Annotated in this window: 24 protein-coding genes; 7 read left to right on the top strand and 17 right to left on the bottom strand. The window is 42.4% G+C overall.

All coding sequences use genetic code 11. The annotated features are described in order from the left end of the window. Positions 1-473: 473 nt before the first annotated feature. From BMW45_RS04815 to BMW45_RS04880, 14 genes are all read right to left on the bottom strand, one after another. Positions 474-992, bottom strand: coding sequence for a GyrI-like domain-containing protein (locus tag BMW45_RS04815; RefSeq protein WP_242882906.1), 519 nt, complete (start codon positions 990-992; stop codon positions 474-476). 210 nt (positions 993-1202) lie between these two features. After that, complete coding sequence (locus BMW45_RS04820; protein WP_092240983.1) at positions 1203-1556, bottom strand: type II toxin-antitoxin system death-on-curing family toxin; 354 nt, start codon at positions 1554-1556, stop codon at positions 1203-1205. Positions 1557-1579: 23 nt separating this feature from the next. Further along, the gene (locus BMW45_RS04825; protein WP_092240984.1) at positions 1580-1822 is read right to left on the bottom strand and encodes a type II toxin-antitoxin system Phd/YefM family antitoxin; all 243 of its coding nucleotides are present in this window, start codon (positions 1820-1822) and stop codon (positions 1580-1582) included. Positions 1823-2174: 352 nt separating this feature from the next. Further along, complete coding sequence (locus tag BMW45_RS04830; protein ID WP_092240986.1) at positions 2175-2984, bottom strand: class I SAM-dependent methyltransferase; 810 nt, start codon at positions 2982-2984, stop codon at positions 2175-2177. Between the two features lie 168 nt (positions 2985-3152). Beyond that, a complete protein-coding gene (locus BMW45_RS28355) occupies positions 3153-3362 on the bottom strand; it encodes a helix-turn-helix domain-containing protein (protein WP_092240988.1) in 210 nt (69 codons plus the stop codon). A 466-nt stretch (positions 3363-3828) separates the two neighbouring features. Beyond that, on the bottom strand, positions 3829-4095 hold the full coding sequence (gene rpsR / locus BMW45_RS04840) for a 30S ribosomal protein S18 (RefSeq protein WP_025230968.1): 267 nt from the start codon (positions 4093-4095) through the stop codon (positions 3829-3831). A gap of 21 nt (positions 4096-4116) precedes the next feature. Next, complete coding sequence (locus BMW45_RS04845; RefSeq protein WP_054791053.1) at positions 4117-4572, bottom strand: single-stranded DNA-binding protein; 456 nt, start codon at positions 4570-4572, stop codon at positions 4117-4119. Positions 4573-4594: 22 nt separating this feature from the next. Next, positions 4595-4882 carry a 30S ribosomal protein S6 gene (gene rpsF / locus BMW45_RS04850; protein WP_054791054.1) on the bottom strand — a complete coding sequence of 96 codons (288 nt, stop codon included), beginning with the start codon at positions 4880-4882 and terminating at the stop codon, positions 4595-4597. A gap of 151 nt (positions 4883-5033) precedes the next feature. After that, the gene (locus BMW45_RS04855; RefSeq protein ID WP_092240990.1) at positions 5034-5231 is read right to left on the bottom strand and encodes a DUF951 domain-containing protein; all 198 of its coding nucleotides are present in this window, start codon (positions 5229-5231) and stop codon (positions 5034-5036) included. 47 nt (positions 5232-5278) lie between these two features. Further along, positions 5279-6268, bottom strand: a complete 990-nt coding sequence (locus BMW45_RS04860; RefSeq protein ID WP_025230964.1) for an aldo/keto reductase — start codon at positions 6266-6268, stop codon at positions 5279-5281. A gap of 136 nt (positions 6269-6404) precedes the next feature. Next, positions 6405-7454, bottom strand: a complete 1050-nt coding sequence (locus BMW45_RS04865) for a GNAT family N-acetyltransferase (RefSeq protein ID WP_092240992.1) — start codon at positions 7452-7454, stop codon at positions 6405-6407. Between the two features lie 2 nt (positions 7455-7456). Beyond that, positions 7457-8377 carry a DUF2156 domain-containing protein gene (locus tag BMW45_RS04870; protein WP_092240994.1) on the bottom strand — a complete coding sequence of 307 codons (921 nt, stop codon included), beginning with the start codon at positions 8375-8377 and terminating at the stop codon, positions 7457-7459. Positions 8378-8401: 24 nt separating this feature from the next. After that, complete coding sequence (locus BMW45_RS04875; protein WP_025230961.1) at positions 8402-8806, bottom strand: hypothetical protein; 405 nt, start codon at positions 8804-8806, stop codon at positions 8402-8404. A gap of 90 nt (positions 8807-8896) precedes the next feature. Beyond that, complete coding sequence (locus tag BMW45_RS04880) at positions 8897-9826, bottom strand: AraC family transcriptional regulator (protein ID WP_092240996.1); 930 nt, start codon at positions 9824-9826, stop codon at positions 8897-8899. 181 nt (positions 9827-10007) lie between these two features. Between BMW45_RS04880 and BMW45_RS27715 the strand changes: the two genes are divergently transcribed. Beyond that, on the top strand, positions 10008-10250 hold the full coding sequence (locus BMW45_RS27715; protein ID WP_029701399.1) for an HPr family phosphocarrier protein: 243 nt from the start codon (positions 10008-10010) through the stop codon (positions 10248-10250). Between the two features lie 65 nt (positions 10251-10315). Here BMW45_RS27715 and BMW45_RS04890 read toward each other — a convergent pair whose 3' ends face one another. Beyond that, positions 10316-12331: a methyl-accepting chemotaxis protein gene (locus BMW45_RS04890; RefSeq protein WP_166433277.1), complete on the bottom strand. Its 2016-nt coding sequence runs from the start codon at positions 12329-12331 to the stop codon at positions 10316-10318. Positions 12332-12418: 87 nt separating this feature from the next. Continuing rightward, complete coding sequence (gene dapA / locus BMW45_RS04895) at positions 12419-13324, bottom strand: 4-hydroxy-tetrahydrodipicolinate synthase (protein WP_092241000.1); 906 nt, start codon at positions 13322-13324, stop codon at positions 12419-12421. Between the two features lie 120 nt (positions 13325-13444). Here dapA and dpsA point away from each other — a divergent pair, with 120 nt between their 5' ends. The 6 genes from dpsA (at position 13445) to BMW45_RS04925 (ending at position 20395) form a co-directional block, all read left to right on the top strand. After that, complete coding sequence (gene dpsA / locus BMW45_RS04900; RefSeq protein WP_092241002.1) at positions 13445-14278, top strand: dipicolinate synthase subunit DpsA; 834 nt, start codon at positions 13445-13447, stop codon at positions 14276-14278. An 11-nt stretch (positions 14279-14289) separates the two neighbouring features. Further along, positions 14290-14868 carry a dipicolinate synthase subunit B gene (locus tag BMW45_RS04905; RefSeq protein WP_025230955.1) on the top strand — a complete coding sequence of 193 codons (579 nt, stop codon included), beginning with the start codon at positions 14290-14292 and terminating at the stop codon, positions 14866-14868. Positions 14869-15047: 179 nt separating this feature from the next. Then, positions 15048-17342, top strand: a complete 2295-nt coding sequence (locus tag BMW45_RS04910) for a helix-turn-helix domain-containing protein (protein WP_092241004.1) — start codon at positions 15048-15050, stop codon at positions 17340-17342. 168 nt (positions 17343-17510) lie between these two features. Continuing rightward, on the top strand, positions 17511-18257 hold the full coding sequence (locus BMW45_RS04915; RefSeq protein ID WP_092241006.1) for a DUF5058 family protein: 747 nt from the start codon (positions 17511-17513) through the stop codon (positions 18255-18257). 14 nt (positions 18258-18271) lie between these two features. After that, the gene (locus BMW45_RS04920) at positions 18272-18934 is read left to right on the top strand and encodes a hypothetical protein (protein ID WP_092241008.1); all 663 of its coding nucleotides are present in this window, start codon (positions 18272-18274) and stop codon (positions 18932-18934) included. 27 nt (positions 18935-18961) lie between these two features. Then, complete coding sequence (locus tag BMW45_RS04925) at positions 18962-20395, top strand: M20 family metallopeptidase (RefSeq protein WP_092241010.1); 1434 nt, start codon at positions 18962-18964, stop codon at positions 20393-20395. 178 nt (positions 20396-20573) lie between these two features. Here the strand turns inward: BMW45_RS04925 and BMW45_RS04930 are convergent, their stop codons facing one another. Then, the gene (locus BMW45_RS04930) at positions 20574-21119 is read right to left on the bottom strand and encodes a hypothetical protein (protein WP_092241012.1); all 546 of its coding nucleotides are present in this window, start codon (positions 21117-21119) and stop codon (positions 20574-20576) included. Positions 21120-21209: the final 90 nt, after the last annotated feature.

Genomic DNA, 21209 nt, shown 5'->3' on the forward strand with positions numbered 1-21209 from the left:
GATGACTAAGCCATCCTTTTTTTGTATTCTATAATAGTCTTCTTTACCCTTTTCAACTCTCAGCCAAACTTTTATGTACATATCTCCTTATAGTATTCCTGTCTTCGTCTTTGGAATGACTATTTGCATATAATATCAGTATAGCAAATAATTTGGCAAGACACATTAGGGGCACAATAAGGAATCCCCATAATTTAAATCAGCTATGATACTGTTCTCCATACAAGAATCTCCTTCTATTAGACATACCGCAATTACCACAATTAGGAATATATAAAAACCAAATGCGTATTAACTAGTCAGTGTATATAAAATTGATCTTAATTGCCATATTCTCCTTCCCAGTTAACCTACTACCAATAACAAGCGAAACAGCTAATCAATGTAACCATAAATAAAGTCAACAAAAAAGGACCACACTCTCTCATGTGAGGTCCTTTTCTATCACCCAACTCTCTTAAAATCAAGCCCAATTACTTTTCTTTAACGGGCATAAGGTAGTCTATGATAACCTTTTCACCCCGTTGGATCGGCTCTGAATAACGTTGACGTGTATAAACTTCGCACCAATAGAAATTTTCATAGTCAATTACTCCACCGGATTTTTCAATAGCTTCCGTAATCAACAAATATGCTGAATCTAGTATATCTGCAATATTATCGCCTTCGATTTGAACATGCGCGATTAAACCTTTAGGAATATGTTTAGCAAACAGCCCTTCTGGTATTTTTGAATTGGTTTGTACAAAGTCACCTATGATGATATTGAAGCTCTGTTTATCACTAAAATCATACATGAAGCCTATCCCGTCATTTTCGTCAATATCATCACAGCATTTGACATCTGATAGCCTGTTAAGTTTCTCAATTGTATCTCCTTGAAAAAAGTCCTGCCATACTTGACCAGCATTTGAAAAAGAGGTTTCCCGGAACATACCAACCATTAGGCGTTCGTCCGCTTCCTTATAAATGATTTTTTTCATTTCTGCCATAATTCGTTTTCCTCCAATAAATCTCATATCAGAAAAGTTAATCGGAAGGTTATCATTGAGTTTTGTAGGCCCGAGTAGCGTAATCCCATGATGTTCTTTGAATCCCCGATTTATTATATCTGTTTAAAATCCTTATCTATCAAAAAAACCTTATAAAATAAGCTTTACTACATAGTGTAGGCATGAAACGACTTATACAACATTAAACTTCTATTTATCAGTTTGGGTAACGATCCATTTAAACAACTCCTCCTGGCTCACCTTTCCAGAAGCCAATCCCAGTCCTAATCGAATCAATTCATCATCAGTACAATCTACTGACATCCCATTCAGTTGCAGAAACGTCATCATGACCAATATTCCGATACGCTTGTTTCCATCAATAAAACTATGATTATTAACCAGACCATAGCAAAGACATGCTGCCTTTTTCTGAATTGTGGGATATAGTTCATCTCCTCCAAATGTTTGAAAAGGTGCTTGCAATGCCGATTCCAGCAAATTGTTATCTCTAACCCCATCAAGTCCACCTGACTTTTTTATCAAAATGCTGTGAATTGAAATAACCTGTTCCTTTTTTTAAATAATCATTTAGCTAGCTCCTCAAAGGCTTTCATATGCTTTGCAAGAATCTGCTCTGCAACATCCTCAACCATCTGGTCATCTGCATTTTCATTTTCCTGAAGCTTGCTGTATTCAATAACAATATATCTAGGAGCATTGTTTTTTAAAATAACTGCCACGCCATTTTCATCTACTAGTTTAGCAACCTTTGAAAAATTCTGATTTGCTTCTGTCATGGATACTAAGTTTTTTAAATTTACCTGCATACAATCACATCCTTTCCAGATATATTATACGCTTATTCTAGGATAAATACAACCTATTTTTATATATTTATTTAAATCTTACACATAATATAACGCAAAAGCTCAGAGTGTGGCAAATCTACAGGCTTATTTTTCTAGTTTAAGCTTTCTTATATTTCAATAATCAGCGCTTTTCCAACATCAGTGGAATATGTAAATTTTTTATAACATTACATTTAGAGTGACGAACAAACTCTTTAACTGCTTCCATCTGGCTAATCTTCCTTTATTTTACTGGGTTTATAATTCTCTACTTACCGTATGATTCTATCAATAATAAAGCAATCTTAACTATATTGATTACTATAAATCGCTATAATTTCCTTGCTTTGATTACAAATGTTACAGGAAGCATTCTGGCTTTTTTAGCAAAATCACTATCCTTATATAATTGGATAATCTCATCATCAGATTCTTCAATCATTTCCTCAATAGCAAATCCCGCTTTTGTTAATGCATTGATATAAGTTGATAGCTTGCGATCCGATAAAGAGATTGCACATCCCTCAAGAGATACCATATACCACGATTCATCAAAATAACTTTTTTTAAAAGAAAGTGAATCATTTTCAATAGCAACACATTTATGTATCGGGTGAGACCAACTGAAAATAAAGAAACCATCTTTTTTAATGTAAGAAGAAATCCTGCAAAAAGTACGTTCAAGATCAGTAGCCCAACCCACGCCGTAAATCGAATAAACATAATCAAAGTAATCTTCGGGTATTCCGCAGTCTTCTTCCATTGGTGAACAGATTAATCTTGCCGGAATATCATACGATGATAAATGTTCCCTGGCCTTTTCTATTTGCTTTTCAGAAATATCTATCCCCCATAGTTCAGAAGCTTTGCGATCCCCAAGATATTTTAGAGAATGCCCGGTTCCGCAGCCTATTTCCAACAACTTTTTCCGGGACACATCACCAAAAAGATGACATTTTTCCTCAGAAACAAATGCTCCATACTTGGGAAGTGACGTTGTACCTATAACTTCATTACCTTTCGTGTCCCAAAAAGAACTGTTAGTTTTATGAATGTTGTTTTTATCCATTTCTACCGAAATAGCATAACCAACTTCACCAGCACCTATAATGTTAGTTCTGTGATTGGGATTCCTCTTCAAACCGTTTCCCTCCATTAATATAAGTTTAAAGGTCAGGCGGGGAAATGTTTTTATCGCTATTCTATCGTACCGGGCTAAAGATGGCGCTATTCCATGAAATCGACTGAATGCTCTTGAAAAAGCAGCCTGAGAATCATATCCATATCGCATAGCAACATCAATTATTTTTTAGCCCATTTTTACATCTATAGCAGCCATAGTTAATCGTCTGCGGCGAATGTATTCGGATAGTGGAATTTGAGCTAAAAAAGAAAAAATTCGGCGAAATTCCCACTCCGAGCAGTTCATGATTTTTGCTGCCGCACAGTAATCTATATCATTAGATAAATTATCTTCAATATAATCAAGCGCTTGGTTCATGCACTTCTGCCAATCCATTACCTCACCTCCTCGTTACAAATATATCAAGAATTCAGGGAATAATCATTGCATTAGGTGTATTTTAATGCAATGCAGATACTATAAATAACAGATACTATAAATTACTGTTAACTTTAATTGAATTCTGTCACAAAAATGTACTATTTTCAAGTTTTCTGCACCTTCATTAAGTTCCATGTTTTTTCGTTTCACTTCAGCAATTCTAATATATCTTCATCAATTGCTATATTGCATTGAGATCAATTATATATTCAAATTTTTACTTAATGTAATTATATACTATTAACCATAATGTGGAAATCGCTTTTTATAAAATAAAAAAGACCCCACATTTCATGTGAAGTCTTTTCATATCACGAAACTCTCTTCCCGTCTGAAATCCAGCCGCAAAAATCATCCCGATCCAAATAAATTTTGAGTAAAAAACCTTTACCCTACTCACAAACCCTTATAAAATAAGGATTTACTCCATAGTGTAAGGCATAAGAGCGATATGTCTTGCTCTCTTTATTGCAACAGTAAGCGCTCTCTGATGCTTTGCACAGTTGCCTGTGATACGTCTAGGAAGGATTTTTCCTCTCTCAGACACATATCTTTTTAATTTATTTACATCCTTGTAATCAATAACGCCGTTCTTCTCTCCGCAGAATACGCATACTTTTTTTCTTCTGCGCATGCCGCCTCTTTTGAACTTAGCGCCATCAGGTTTATCATTCCTATTATATGCCATTGGTACTACCTCCTGTTAGATTTAGTTGAATGGAAGCCCTTCGTCTTCGACTCCATCCGGAATATTCATAAATCCATCGCCGATTGCACTGGAGGGTGCCGGTCTGGAGACTGGCTGATAACCGCCGCCGCCTTCTCCGGGAGCTCCGCCTTTGCTATCTGCGAATTCCTGATCTTCTACAACGATATCTGTTGTATAAACCTTAATGCCGTCTTTATTCGTATAACTTCCAGTCTGGATCCTTCCGGAAATCAGTACTCTCATGCCCTGACGGAAATATTTCTCCGCAAACTCACCTGCTCTGTCAAATGCAACGCAATTGATAAAATCGGCTGTCTGCTCATTGCCGTCCTGATTCCTGCGGCTTCTGCGGTCAACTGCAAGGGTATACCTTGCGATTGCCATAGCACGCTCTCCCTGGGAATATCTTACTTCTGGATCACGGGTCAATCTGCCCATAAGGATTACTTTGTTCATACGATCACGCTTTCTTTATCTATTATGCCTCTTGTCTTACGCATAAGTATCTGATGACAGGCTCCATAATACGAATGTGTGCTTCCAACTCGTTGGGAGTTGTGGAATCGCCATCAAATTTGATGAAGTAGTAGAATCCTTCTTTCATTTTCTGAATCTCGTAAGCTAATCTCTTCTTACCCCATTCATCAACGTTTGTTACAGCGCCGCCGAAACGAGTGATATAACCTGTCACTTTTTCGATGGCTGCAGCTCTCTCTTCATCCTCGAGCTTTGCGTTAAGAACAACGGTTAACTCATACTTGTTCATGCTTCTTTACCTCCTTGTGGTCTCTGGCCCCTGCTTTCAGTTTCAGGAGCAAGGAATCTATATGTCACGGATTAATATTATACCGGAAACATCTGACAAAAGCAAGTCCTTTTCTCATTTTCCCGAACTTTTTCCTTTGATTTCCAGCATTTTAGGTCTTTGGCAAACCATCCTGCCCTTTTAGGCCCCTGGTGTTCTTCTCCACCAGCTTTCTCGGCACCATGACCTGATGGCTGCAGCCCATGCATTTTAATCGGAAATCCGCACCGACTCTCAAAACTTCCCACTCCTGGCTTCCGCAGGGATGGGGCTTTTTAAGTTTCACAATATCTCCAACCTCGTAATTCATATCCTTCGCCCGCCCCTTCCGTCCATGACAAATTTTCCCTGCTATGGTTATTTTAAAATAGAATCAATTTTATCCAATTCTTCTTGTGTAAATTTATGATTATCAAGACAAGCCGCACTGTCCTCCAGTTGTTTCACACTGCTGGCTCCGATCAGAACAGAAGTCACCGCTTCTTCCCGAAGTACCCAGGAAAGAGCCATACGGGCAAGTGTCTGTCCCCGCTCCAGGGCCAGCTCATTTAACTGCCTAATCTGATCCAGCTTCTCCTCTGACAGATAACGCCCGCCTACGGTCGTTCCCTGCCTTGCCGCTCTGGATTCCTGAGGAATGCCCTTTAAGTACTTGTCAGTCAGGGCTCCCTGGGCCAGAGGACTGTAGCAGATGCAGCCTACGCCATTTTCAAGCAGAGTGGAAAACAGTCCATCTTCCGCCCCTCTTTCAAACATGTTATATCTTGGCTGATCGATCAGGCATGGAACTCCCATTTCTTTTAGCATAAGAACCGCATCTCTTGCTTCCTGATCTCCGTAATTGGAGATTCCCACATAAAGAGCCTTTCCCTGTCTCACAATATCAGCCAGCGCTCCCATGGTTTCCTCTAATGGGGTCCCCGGATCCGGCCTGTGGTGGTAGAAAATGTCCACATATTCCAACCCCATCCGTTTTAAGCTTTGATCCAGGCTGGCCATTAAGTACTTTCTGGAGCCCCAGTTTCCATACGGTCCCGGCCACATATCAAATCCGGCCTTGGTGGAAATGAGCAGCTCATCCCGGTATTTTCCCAGATCGCTTTTTAAAATCTCTCCGAAATTCTCCTCCGCTTTTCCTAATGCCGGAGAACCGTAGTTATTGGCCAGATCAAAATGGGTGATTCCCATGTCAAATGCCCTTAAAAGAATTTCCCGCTGCTCCTGTAAAGGCTTTTCCATACCAAAATTCTGCCATAGACCCAGGGACACCATGGGAAGTAACACTCCGCTTCTTCCGCAACGTTTGTATTCCATTTTCTCATATCTGTCTTCTGCTGCCTGATACATACCTGTTTCACCTCTTATTTATTTTTTATGCTTCGCCCAGCATCGATTTCCGATGCCGGTTTTTTCTAAAATATAAGGCGGATTCAAGCGAACCCGCCAAAACCGACCTGCTTATTTCTCCTTTAAACGAAAACTTTTAAGTAATTTCGTCAAAAAAGACTCCCTTTAAAGGCCTGATCCGTTCAACCAGAGACCTTCTGTCCTCAGGCACCGTTGGCATACTATATCCAAACAGCCAGGAGGTCATTTCGCTGATCCCCATGGACAAATGAGGCTTGATCCCGGATCCATCTTTAACCGGAATAAGGGAGGAACTGTCCTGCCCCAGCTTCCACCGGAACACTCCGTCATTCTGGCGGATAAAGTCATCCTTTACCTCAATCAACAATTCCATCTCGCTGATCGGGCACTCCTCTTTTAAACGTATCACGGAAACAAACTGTTCCAGATGAATGATCCTGCCCATGACAGCCGGCTTTAAGGGACCTGTTTTCTTTATAAAATCAGGCAGGCAAATAAGCTCCCGCTGATTTTCTGCTGTCTCTCCGTAATAAGCCCACACACCGGCCAGTCTTTCTCTCTCATCTCGTGTAAAGAGAAGAATTAAATCTCCTCTGTCGCTTCTGACTTCCCTGCTTAAGTTTAAATAATATTCCTCATCTCTGAGTGCATAGACCTCATACTTCTTTTCCAACTGCCTTCCCACAAATCTTGCAGCTTCCCTGCATTCATCCGACCGCTCCACAAGAGCACGGCGGCTAAGGTGCATCCGTCCTTTTTCGCTCAGCGCTACTTCCGGAAGATCACAGATATAGGTAAAATCAAAAGGGAAGTAAATCGACGGATTAGCGGGCACCAGAAAGCAAAATCCCATCCGCTCCATATACATATCGGAAAAACAACGGCTCAAAAGCCGCCTCATATATCCCTGATGGCGGCAATCCGGATCCGTAGCAACACCGGCAATGTAATCAATCTTCCATAAACGGTCCTTGACCACCACCTCATAAGGATTGCGGTGCAGCATGGCTACCACCCGGTCCTCGTTCCAGGCAGTGAGAATCTTATTCTTCCGTACCCTGTCCGAATAATAATAATCCATAAAGCTCTGGGAATCTTCAGAAAAAACCTTTTCCCACAACGCCCGGCTCTCGCCTTTTTCTTCCTGCTTCAAATACCGTATCATAATTAAAAGCCCTTCTGAACGACTCCGTATTTCCTTGCAAAGTCAATGGGGTAATAAGACATTTTTGCCTTTCGCAGGCCTTCCATTCCCACATCATCCTCCCGGTTGATAAGCACCGGGTTTTCCGGAAATGCGTGAATCAAAAACTGCTGGTTAATAAACTGGTAAAGCCCTTTCACATTTGGGTCAGCCTTTTCAATGTGTATGACTGCCATGTTTTCAAAGGGATTATAGGTGCCAATGGTAAAGGCCTTTAAAGATCCATCGATATAAACGCCTGCCATCCTTACATTAAGCATAGAACAGTTCTTCAAAATATCATGGATGCCCATTACTTCATAATCCAGCTGCCGGACGAATTCTGCGGCTTCCACCTTATTCTCCCACCATTCATCCAGAAATTCCAGCACATTATCCCGATCCGAACAGCAAAGGGTCCGGTACTCATACCTGCCCTCATATTCCCTCAAAAATGAGTTTAAGTGATTTTTCTTCTTATGGAGCTTTTTCCCTGCCAGAGTTCTCATGGCATCTCCATCATAAAGATAATCCTTTAAGTCTTCTTGTTCTGTGACCTCAAACTTTTCTGGATCCAGCTTTAAGAAATTAATTGCCTCTTCATCCGCAAGATAGATGCGAAGAGGCTTTTTTAAAACCTGATTAAAATAATCTACCATTTCCTGAAAATAATGAGGAAGATCCTCTTCCCTGCACATAGGCATTGCAGAAAATGGCTCTCCGTCCTTTTCCATCAAAAACAACAATGCCTTCTCATCACTTATGGCATACTTAACATGGTAATAATTTCTCCAGATAAAACTGTCTAAATATACACTGTCGCAGGTTCTGTTGGGCCGTAAGGCATAAAAAGGCGTTATTTTCTTTATGTCCTCTGCCTCTATCGGCTTAAATTGTAAATTCATAGTCGTTCCCTTCTATAATTACTGCTAACTTTTTTTTATAAAATCGATGCCGCATTTTGGACAATGAATGCTGATCTTCCCTTTTCCCCTGGGAATCCTGATTTTCTGCCTGCAATTTGGGCATTTGTAAATATGATATTTCCTGCCTTGCTGAAGCTTAAAACGCCATCTTCGGAATACTTCCGAGATTCGAAACCAAATGCGTTCAAATTTCTGGTTTTCTTCGAAACGCTTTCCGATGTTTTTTGAAAACACACGAAAATAGCATAAAAATAAAAAAACCAAAGCCGCAATGTTCACCCAACTACTCCGGCTGAACAATCCGGCCGCAAGAAAAACACAAGCTACGGCGTTTAAAAACTGTCCCAGCCTGTCCATACCGTATCTTCCGATCATAAAACGTGCAAAACGTTCTCTAAATCCACTCATCCTGTATCTGCCGCCTCTTTTCACTTTGCCTTAACTATAATAACGTATTAGCTGAAAGTCAATGTCCCTGGTAAATATTTCATAATCTTTTCAGAATTGATTCTTGGTCATATCCCTGTACTGCTTTGGCGTCAGACCATACCGTTCTTTAAACAATCGGTGAAAATAACTGTTGTTTTCATAACCCACTTCTGCAATGATCTCTTCCACTGGCTTCGAGGTGGAGGTAAGATAATTTGCCGCCCTCATCATCCGGATAAGCTGCAGGCATTCCGTAAATGTCACTTGATAATGCCGTTTAAACAATCGGCTGATATAATATGACGGCTGCATGGACAGTGCGGAAAATTCTTCTAAGGTTGCGGTTGGATAGTTGTTCTCTAAATATTGATATGCAGTCATTGCGATCTTTTCCTCATATTGGGCCATATCATGCAATTCTGCCTTATCTACATTATGAAACAGCTCCATGATCAGTATTCCCATAGTAGCCTGATTAATTTCCTCTCTGCCCTTTTTATCTCCCATGAGCGACCAGATCATATTCTCCAGCAGATTCTTCGCAGGCAGCATATCCTGTAAATGAAAATGAAGGTAATCCGCCACAGAATGCTTTCCTGATGGAGCCCCGGTAAAAAAGCGGCGCAGAACACCTCCGTCCTCTACTGTCAGCTCCAGATGGAAGAAAAATTCCGGCAGAAGAAAGAAATGTACAGCAATATCCTCCCTGCCTGCAGGTTCAACGGCATGTCTTGTCCCCTGCTTTATGAGCATAAGATCATTGGTATCTAACCGAACAATACTACTGCCATTGATCACATGTACCGTAGATCCGCTGCACATATAAACCAGCTCTATATAATTATGGCAATGATCCGGAATCGGAACCTCGTGAGGTTGGCAGAACATGTCCATCAGCTTTCTCTGGCCCATAGCAGCATCCTCATCAGTCAGGCCTCTCCTTATATCATTATTGCCTTCTGATGCGCTCCTTAAATATTCCAGAAGTTCTTTTTTCATGCTTCCCTCCAAATGGCAAATACTATACTTTTCCCCAGACTATTATACCACCATCTCCTCATTATTTGCAAGAAAGGACGGTTTTTATACAAATTTAGACATGGCTTATTTATTATATATTACATATAATCAGCTTGGAATTTTATTCTTATACAAACATCTTTTTTACGAGGTGAGCCATATGAAAAGGTACCCAATCCGCTTAGGGAATGTTGACGAAGTGACCGCATTCGTCAAAGCGGTCAACCAGTATGACTGTGACATGGATTTATGCAAAGGAAGCGTTATCATTGATGCCAAGTCCTTTCTCGGCCTTATGACCATTTGTCCGGATGCCGATCTGGAACTTATCATCCATAACAATGACCACAAGGAAATTCTGGATACTCTGTCCGTTTTTCTGCTTGACCAAAAAACAGCATAACCATACATAAGAAAAAAAGATGCCCGGTAATCCAACGATTTACCGGGCGTCTTTTTTATGGTTTCTCAATGAAACTTAAATTCATTTACCAGATCCTTTAATAGCTCTGCCTGATCGGAAAGCTCCTCGCTGGCAGCCGCCCCTTCCTCCGCAGTCGCTGAATTGGTCTGAACCACGCCTGATATCTGATCGATTCCCACAGACACCTGACGGATCGCCTCCGACTGCTGTACCGAAGCCTCTGATACCCTTCCTATCATTTCGGAAACAGAACGTGTACTGTCCACAGCATTTGCCAGGGATTCAGCCGCTTCATCTACAAGTCTGGAGCCATTTGCCACAGCTAGAACGGACCCCTCAATCAAATGAGTCGTGCTTTTTGCTGCTTCTGAGCTTTTGGAAGCCAGATTCCTCACCTCACCTGCAACTACTGCAAATCCTTTTCCAGCCTCTCCCGCACGGGCCGCTTCCACCGCCGCATTTAAGGCCAGAATGTTCGTCTGGAAGGCAATGTCCTCAATAGCCTTAATGATCTTCCCGATCTCGCCGGAGCTTTCATTAATATCCGCCATGGCCGAGACCAGCTCCCTCATGTGATGGTTGCTGGTTTCCAGCTCCCTGGAGGCAAGGAGTGCCAGTTCATTGGCCCCGGTGGAATCTTTTGCATTCTGCTCGATCTTATGAGAAATATCACCGATCGTTGCCGCCAGTTCTTCCACGGAGCTGGCCTGTTCTGTTGCTCCCTGGGCCAGAGCCTGAGAGCTGGCCGAAATGCTTTGGGAACCGTATGCCACCTGATCAGAAGTTACGGTGATCCGATTCATAGTAGTGGTGAGCGTACCTCTGATCTTGAGCAGGGATCTTTTAATCTTTTCAAAATTACCCTTATAATCGTACTGAAGCTGAAAAACCAGATCTTTATCCGCAATCTGGTCTAATACCGCGGCGATTTCATCGATATAATTCACATAATTCTTCAGCTGGCTTACCGTATTCCCCAGGGACGCCGCTACCATACCGATCTCATCATCGCCGGATACATCCATTTGAAGATCAAGCTCTCCCTCAGCGATCCGCTCCGCAATGGCAGATAATTTTCTAAGGGGATTGGATATCCCCCTGGCCATTAGAAAGATGATCAGAAAGAGGACAAAAGAGCCCAGAGTAAAGATCGTGGTTATAATGCCTATCACCTCTTTTTTAGAGGAAAGCACCTCCGACTGGTGAATGCTTGATAAAACAAGCCAACCCGAGTCCCCTACCCGGTTAATGGAACCGAAATACGGAACCTTTTCCATAGTATAATCGTAATTTCCAACCTCCTGGCCTGCAAATGCATCTTTGATGTTCTGGGAAACGTCAATCTCGGAAATCGTCTTCTGGATCAGATCATTGTTGGGGTGATACACGATCTGGCCGCCTTCAGTCGCCAGGATAACGGAGCCGGTCTTCCCTATCTTATAATTGCCTAGAATCGTAACTAACTGGGATAATTTTATATCAACTCCCATCACACCTAAGGGCTCCCCTGTTTTGCTGTTAAAAACCCCGCTGACAGCGCTTACAATGGTCTGACCTGTGCTGACATCCACATAAGGCTCCGTCAGAACCGGATGATCCAGTTCCATGGCCCGGTACCAGGGCCTTTTAGAAATATCCCATCCGTCTTCCGATGTAAAATTATCAGACTGGGTCACCTGGCTCACATCCAGATCCGCAATCCATGCCGCAAGGATATTTTCCTTATCCGTTGCCTGAATATTATCAAGGGTTTTCTTTATCTCCGGATACCCCTCACAGTCCGGCAGCCTTACCTTTCCGGTGGCATTTGTGAGAAAGGCTTCCGCCTGGCTGCTGGCAGCCGCACTCTTAACCTCAGCCAAATAAAAAGTCAGGAATGAATTCACCTGGTTTGCTGCCGCAAGGGAAGCTGAGTCCAGCGTCTGTATCGACTGGGCCTGCATGCTTTTACCTGCCTGACCTGAAATGAAAACTCCTGACAAAATAAAAATAAATACAACTGGAATGGAGATACCGAATAGCAACTTCGTAAAAATATTTTTTTTTCTTTTGTGCTTCATAGACATCCGTCCTCCTTTGTTTAGTTTAAATAAATATAACACGGCGAAAACAGCTATGCAACTGAAACGAGAACAAATTTAAGACCGCTACAGACTGCTATCCTGCAAATGCGGAAAATAGGTTTTCATAACCTGTTTTAACGTCTCTTTATCCCTATCCTTCATACAGGTAAGAGGAAGCCTGTAGCTTTCCTCACACAGCTCCAGAAGGGACAGAGCCGCCTTAACCGGCACAGGATTTACGTCCATAAACAGGGCATTCATCATAGCAAGCAGCTCCAGCTGCATATTCCTGCTCTTTTCCATTTCACCTTCAAAAAAGTACTGACATATCATATGAGTTTCAAATGGCATGATATTGGCTAGAACAGAGATCACGCCCTTGCCCCCCAGAGAAAGGATGGGTACAATCTGGTCATCATTCCCTGAATAAAGGTCGAGCCTGTCACCACAGAGAGCAGCCGTTTTTGCAATACCGGAAATATTTCCTCCAGCCTCCTTAACAGCCCGGATATTAGGGTGTTCCGAAAGCTTTAAATAGGTCTCCGGACTAATATTAACCCCGGTACGGGTCGGGACATTATAAAGTATAATGGGGATCTCCACGCTGTCTGCCACTGCCGTAAAATGCTCCACCAGCCCATGCTGGGAGGTTTTGTTATAGTACGGTGTCACCTGCAAAAGTGCCGATGCCCCTAAGGACTGGGCCTTTCGGGACAAGCGCACGGCGTGGGACGTACAATTGCTTCCGGTTCCCATGATCACGGGGACCCGATGATTTACATAATGCACCACAAATTCGATCAGTTCCAGCTTTTCCTTTTCTTCCAACGTAGCGGATTCCCCCGTGGTCCCATTGACCACAATGGCATCCGTGCCATTTTCCAGCTGAAATTTCAGCAATTTTTCCATTGCCTTAAAATCCAGGTTTCCATGGCTATCCATAGGCGTAACGATGGCTACCGCTGAGCCTTTAAAAATCGCATCTTTCATAGGCACTCATTCCCAAAATTAGAGGTTCATACTAACAAAAGTATGACAAACATCCCCTATTGGTACCATACACAAATCATTTTTTTCATCATATAAACCATTATAAGGAGTGATGACCATATGTATAATTTTCTTCTTTTAGGCGGCGATTCCAGGCAGCTTTATCTAAACCAGATATTAACCAAAAACGGCTTTCAAACAACCCTTCACAATAGCAGCGAGGATTCCTCATTTTCCATGGAAGAAGCTATAAAAAACAGCAATGTCATACTTTGCCCCATCCCATTTACCAGGGACAAAATCAATCTGGTTTCCGACAACAACATGACTGATCTTGGTATCGGGAATCTATTAAACCTTTTAACCTCGGATCATACTCTTTTCGGCGGAAGCATTCCTGCCTATGTAAAGGAATATGCCAGGGAAAACGGCATCGCATGTTTTGACTATATGGACATGGAGGATATCACCGTAAAAAATACCATTGCGACCGCAGAAGGCGCCATTGCCGAAGCCATTCGGTTAAGTCCCGGCTGCCTTCACAAAAGCAAATGTCTTGTGACCGGCTTTGGCCGGTGTGCAAAAACCCTGGCACTGAAATTAAAGGGCATGGATGCTGAAGTAACCATTGCCGGCCGAAAGGAAATACAGCTTGTCCAGGCGGCCTCCATGGGATTTCATGCCAGAGCACTTTGTGACCTGTCCCCGGTTATAGGGGATTATGAGTTTATCTTTAACACCATCCCAGCCCTTGTCATTGAAAAAGATCTGATTCGTTCCATGAATCCGGACGTAACGATCATTGATATCGCCTCCGCCCCCGGCGGCGTTGATTTTGATTTCTGCAAGCAGCAGAATATCCGCGCCAAGCTTAGCCTGGGACTGCCTGGAATTTACGCTCCCCAGTCATCTGCGGAAATTTTATATGAAGCAATTGTCAAATCTCTGTCATAAAGGAGTGTCATATGAAACTGGAAGGAATGAAAGTAGGCCTGGCGATAACCGGGTCCTTTTGTACTTTTGATAAAATAGAAAAAGAAATAAAGGTTCTGGTGGACAAAGGAGCCGATATATACCCGATCTTTTCCACCAATGTGCAGACAACAGATTCCCGTTTCGGAGATACCGGGGAATACATGAAGCGTATCTCGGCCATGACAGGCAATAAGCCCATCCTGAACCTGGAGGAAGCGGAGCCTATCGGCCCCAGAGGCTATCTGGATATCCTGATCATCGCCCCCTGTACCGGAAATACCCTGGCTAAGCTGGCCAACGGCATCACGGATACCCCAGTGCTCATGGCAGCCAAGGCCCACTTAAGAAATTCTAAGCCCCTGGTGATCTCTCTCTCCACCAATGACGCCCTTGGAATTAATTTTAAGAATGTGGGTGAATTGTTTAATGTGAAAAATATCTATTTTGTTCCCTTTGGTCAGGATGACCCGGTGAAAAAGCCTAATTCCATGATTGCGCACACTGAACTCATTGCAGATACGCTGGAATATGCTCTAGACGGGAAACAGATTCAGCCAGTCATTTTTTAATCTCTGTAACAGGCCTGCTGCAGGATGAATTTGCGATAGTACGTTGAACAAATAGGAACTTAAAATCGCGCAGATTTATCTTGTAGCAGCCTTAGGGATATTATCATTCATATTCTCCTTTCCCACTATATGAAAATAGGCTATAATAAGAAAAATTACACACTGAAAGGAGCCTGTTTATGAACCAAACGTCAGTAGGAATCACGCTTAACAGCATTAAAAACATACTGCCCCACACCCACAGCGGTCTGGAGTGCGTACTGCTGCTTAAGGGGAAATTACAAGTGGAAATCAACGGCGATATTTATCACATGTCCCCGGATGATATTGTGCTGATCAATTGCAGAGATATTCATTCCTACTCTGCCCAATATAACAACCTGGCCATAATGCTGCTCATAGAAGAAGATTTCCTTAAAAACGAATGTGAAGAGGTATTAAACTACACCTTTCAGTGTAATTCCATCCTGCAATCTGATTCGGACAATCTATATGAAATGAAACGTCACCTCACCCGCATGCTCCTGGTACATATGAAGAAGGAAGAAGGGTCTGATCTGGAATTCCGTGCCCTGCTGTTCCGCTTTTTGGTCACCCTTATGCAGCGATTTAAAGTCACGAACATTTCCCAACATGGAAAGCAGAAGCAAAATACGGCATCTCTAAGCCATGTTGTGGATTATATCCACCGCAACTACGCTTCCACCGTCACATTAGCGGATACAGCCAAGCAAATGTACCTATCCCCCCAGTACTTTTCCAAATATTTTAAAAACAAAATGGGGACAAGCTTTTTACAGTATTTAAACCAGATTCGCCTGGAACATGCCGTCGTAAGTTTGCTTGGAACCAATCAGCCCGTCATCAAGGTTGCCCTGGACCATGGATTTGCCAATGCAAAGTCCTTTTCAGCCGCCTTTCAAAAACAATATGGAAAATCTCCGGGAGAATACCGGAAGTTATATGCAAGACCTATGGAAAATAAGACAAGCTGTCTGGAAGAAATCACGTCAGATTTACAGGATAACCTGCTGGAATTGGTCAAGTATATGAAACGGCATGATATGCATCACGATACGGCCCTGTATTCCCCTGATGCTATTAAGCTGGACATGTGTAAAGTATCGCACATTCAGCTGAAAAAACCAAAAAAAATGATACATATCGGCCGCATGACGGATATTCTTCAATCAGAGATCATGGAACAACTTATGGAGATCCAGCAGCTTGCCTTTGACTTTATCTATTTTGAATCCTTTGATTTAGAAGAGATCAGAATAAAGGATGATACTTTTTATTCCAATTATATTTACAATCAGTGCATGCATCAAATCGAAAAGCTTAATCTCAGTCCTTATGTACAGATTGATGTATCCCGTCAATTGGAACGCTGTCAGGGCAATTTAAACGGATATATGGAACGCTTGTCCTGCTTTTTAAGCATACTGCGTTCTAATACCAGCTGCCAGACCATGGAGCCCTGGAGATTTGAAATAGCATGCAAGGACCAGAAGCACTTGAATAGTTTTGCCGATTTTTATAATTCCCTTTGGAATCTGTTTAAACAGGAAGGGCTTAATGTTCAATTGGGCATCTTGATACCGGACTGGGCCTTAACGCCAGGCCAAGAGCAAGAAGCCTTTTATGAGACTTTATATAATCTAACTTCACAGGTCTGCTTTGCCGGATTTCATGGATATCCCCATCCCTTCCCGGAACAGGACAATTCAAGAACAAAACAGCAAATGGAAGATTTCTACGTATGCCGTGTGGAAGCCATAGAGACGTCTTTTAACACTCATGGGCTCCCCATACCGCCTTTGTATATGACTCGCTGGAATACCCTCGCAGGCACCGGCGTAGCAGAATCAGGCACTTTCTTCCGCTCCGCCCTGATATTCGATACGATGATGAAATTATGCGGAAAAGTAGAGGCGATTGGATTCCTCATCAGTACTTATCACATCCAGGAGTTTGACGGAATCCATGATTTTGGAATACTTGGTATGTTTCTTCTAAAAAAAGTCAAACGCCCGGTTTTCTTTGTGCTGGAAACATTTAATTATGTTAATGGTGGGCTGATATTTTATGACAATAATATTGTTGTTACCAAAGAAGGGGAAGAGGAGTTTCATATCGTCATATACAGTCCTTATTACATGAATCCCCTCTACTCTGTGGATCTATATTTGATTGAACATGAGATCCATCAGATAACATTAATCTTACAGGGATTGGTACCGGGTAATTACCGGATCAAGAGGTTCATATTTGATCAGGGAAGTGCTGGCATCTTCAATCGCTGGTCAGGAGCTGGTCTGCCGGATTTTAACGATACCGATGTTGTAGAATATCTGGAGCGGGTAATACAGCCGGACTTATATTTTTTAGAACAAAAAGTAGACGGTGAATGCTCCCTGCATGCAAGTCTTACATTTAATGGCTTAGTGCTTTACGTCGTAAAAAAGCAGTAAAATTGTTAAAAAATGACCTCCTTTTTTTATCCTAATCTTATTACATGTCAAAAAAAGGCTTGAAACTCCCTACATTATATACAATAAATCATTTATTTTTTATATTTATTTGTATAAAATTTACTTATCAAGGGTGGGGGCACTCAAAAAGGAAAGAGGAGGTCTTTTATGAACAATTATTTAGACATCGCAAATGGCGGTATTGTATTTCTGCTCTGCGCTATTGTTATTGCATATGTGCTGGCACAAGCCGTCATATTCATGCGTAAGGCATGGGCCAGGGGCCTGGAACTGGGTATGGAAAAAAAATCTATGAAAAAGGTCATGATCAATAGCTGTGTGGTATCGATACTGCCAAGTTTACCGATCCTGATCATCCTGTTACTGTTAATGCCCTCTCTTGGGCGTTACTTTCCATGGCTGCGTCTTAGCGTGGTCGGTTCCGGCGTATACGAAAATATGGCTGCAGACATTACTGCAAAGGCTTTTGGCCTTGAAGGCATTGCCGACAACCGTTTTTCCCTTGAAGTCTTTGTCAGCGCCATGTGGGTTATGACCATCGGCATTATCTGGGGGCCATTATACACTGCCTTTGGTTCCAAGCTGATCCAAAAGGGAATTAAAGTTTTAAAGGGAAAACAAGAAAAACGTTTTCAGGCAATTTTCGCCTCCATGTTCATTGCCCTGCTTTGTGTTTTTTCCGGACCTTATTTATCCTCTCCTTTCCGGATAGGAACCACCGGCGCCATCGGCCTTGTTCCGCTGCTGGTAGTGATTGCATCCATGGCGATCAGCTGGCTTTTAGACGTTGCTGCTAAAAAAAGTAATATCAAGGCCTTGTCGGAATTTTGTTTTCCTATCAGTCTTGTGCTGGGTATGATCTCAGCAATTATATTCAGTCAGATATTAGGATAAAGGAGGAAAAATAAATGAAACAGAACGATTACTACAGCTCCATTCACCGGTTAGGCCGCTGGTCCACTCTGATAGGCATTGCACTTATGTTCATGGTGCCGATTGCTACAACCATTATTTATGATGTAAAACTGAACACTGCAGCCGTAATAGCTGCTGCCATTCAGCTTTGCATTGTATTCATTCCCACCCAGCTTACAGAAGTCATTTCATTCTCACCGATTCTTGGAGCCGGTGGAACTTACCTATCATTTATTACCGGTAATGTTATGAACATGAAGCTTCCAGCTGCTACTGCAGGCCACCGCCTTATGAATGTAGAGCCTCACAGTGATGATGGAGAGGTGGTTTCCGTACTTGCTATCGGTATGTCATCCATTACCACCACATTAATCATATTCGCAGGTATGTTCTTATTCACCCCTTTTATACACTATTTAGACAATCCCATGTTAAAGCCCGGCTTCAACAGCGTTATGCCTGCGTTGCTGGGAACCATGCTGCTGCCTTATCTGCGCAAAAACTTTCCTCTGGCAATCACGCCACTTATTATCAGCACCTTGTCAGGTGTCCTTTTCGCCGCCAAATACGGCCAGGTTCAAGGGTATCTGCTTCTTGTCACAATGATTCTTTCAGTGTGCGCATCTATTTTAATTACCAATGCGAAAAATAAATAAGTTGGAAACAAGGAAGGGAGATTCGCTATGAGCGGTAAAAAAAGGATTATAGAATTAATTGAGAAAAAAAAAGAGCTATTTACAGATATCTCCGATCAGGTATGGGGATTTGCGGAGACCCGTTTTACCTTAGATAAGTCTGCTGACTTATTATGTGCTTCAATGGAAAAAGAAGGCTTTAAAATAACCAGGGGTCTTGCGGGAATGAAGGATGCCTTCATTGCCGAGTATGGCCAGGGAAGTCCTGTAATCGGAATTCTTGCCGAATACGATGCTTTGACCAACATGAGCCAGGAATCCGATGTTGCAGCTCCTTGTCCCATCAAACTAGGGGAGAGCGGCCATGGCTGCGGGCATCACCTGTTAGGCGCCGGAGCAATAGCAGGCGCTGTGGGCATTAAGGATTACATGGAAGAAGCTAAGCTTTCAGGCACCATACGCCTGTTTGGCTGCCCCGCAGAGGAAAGCGGCTATGGGAAGGCATTTATGGCAAGGGACGGTATTTTTAATGGGACTGACGTTGCCCTTACATGGCATCCCATGGATTCTACAGGCATTTGGGATTTCAGCTCCCTGGCAGTCTTTCAGACTTACTTCCGGTTTAAGGGACGGGCAGCTCATGCTGCTGCCGCGCCAGAGCATGGACGTAGCGCATTGGATGCTGCAGAATTGATGAACATCGGCGTAAACTTCCTAAGAGAGCATATAATCGATGAAGGACGGGTTCATTATGCCTTTACAGATGCAGGCGGAACCTCAGCCAACGTGGTACAGCCTACGGCAGAGCTTTATTATTTTATACGCGCCCCCAGGACAGACCAGGCAAAAGAAATTTACGACCGTGTGGTCAAGATTGCCCAGGGCGCAGCAATGATGACTGAAACAGAACTTGAAATCGATTTTGATTCCGCCTGCACCAGCTATTTGGTCAATCATGAACTGGGAAAGATCATGTATGATAACTTAAAGCAGGTAAGTCCCATTGAATATACTACTGAGGAAATGGCATATGCAGAGCAGTTCTATGACCAGCTTCCGGAGGCCACCAAGAACCAGATTGCGAGAAAGATTGAAGCCTTTCTACCAGGGGAAGAGAAATCAGTCATTGAAGAAGAAGCTAAAAGCCCTATTAACCGTCTGGTCGCTCCCCTTGCCTTCCCAAGCAAGCCCATGAGCGGGTCCACGGATGTAGGGGATGTAAGCTGGACTATCCCAACAGCTACCGCTGTGGTCACGACTGCCCCAAACGGAACTCCTGCCCATTCCTGGCAGTGGGTTGCCACCGGTAAATCAAGCATTGCACATAAGGGAATGATCACTGCCGGAAAGATCATTGCAATGACCGCTCTAGATCTATTGGAGAATCCTGAGATTATAAATAAAGCAAAAGATGAACATATAAGAAACTTAAACGGCAAGCCTTTTGTGAGCGCGATTCCGCCGAAGGTAATCCCTCGTTAGAAACCATCAACCAAACAGAGGAGCTTCTAGCGTCCGTTGACGGATCTCATTAGGGGGGGAATTGTGACATGAAATACAGTGAATAAGGAATTTGCAGATAACAGCCAGCCTTTAATAATTGCTTTGAGCATAAGAGGCTGGCTGTTATTTATTTACACTTTACTATATCCTTTTCTTTTTATCCATTTATAAAAAGGCGGTTCATATAGCTTCTGGTATCATATGAATTATTTATATCATTTGTATCATCTTGGTTAAAACTCATTATATATTGTGCTCTTGATTGGTCATATATTTTAAATCCGAATTGTTTATATACTTCTTGAACTGGATCGGATTTATAAACATATAAAAATATCGGCTTGTTTACCTGTTTGGAAAGGGTCGTAATATGCTTTAGATAAAATGCTTCTATCCCTTTCATCTGAGCAGGTCCGGTGAGGTAAAGGGATATCTCACAGATCTTATCCGGTAGTTCATTAAATGCGAAAAAGCCAATTATTGTATTGAATCGCAGTATTTTTTTGAAGCAACTATACTTTAACATTCTATGAAAGCCAGCTGTGTTTAATATAACTTGTATATCATCGATCCAGCCATCATTGTATTCATCTATGTATTTCTTATGGCAGGTTCTTTTTATATCTATGTATTTTTCCATGTCATTTTCAACCGTATCTTGTAAGGAAAATCCTTTAGCAATTAAGTCCTCCGATAATACCATATGTCCTCCAGACTGCCTGCAGTCATTTGCCTGTTAACAAACTCATGATTCATGGCTCATGAGACAGGTAATGGCTGGTGAGCTATTTTT

Origin of the sequence: Lacrimispora sphenoides, assembly GCF_900105215.1 — a bacterium.
In the GTDB taxonomy this organism is placed as follows: Bacteria; Bacillota; Clostridia; order Lachnospirales; family Lachnospiraceae; genus Lacrimispora; species Lacrimispora sphenoides_A.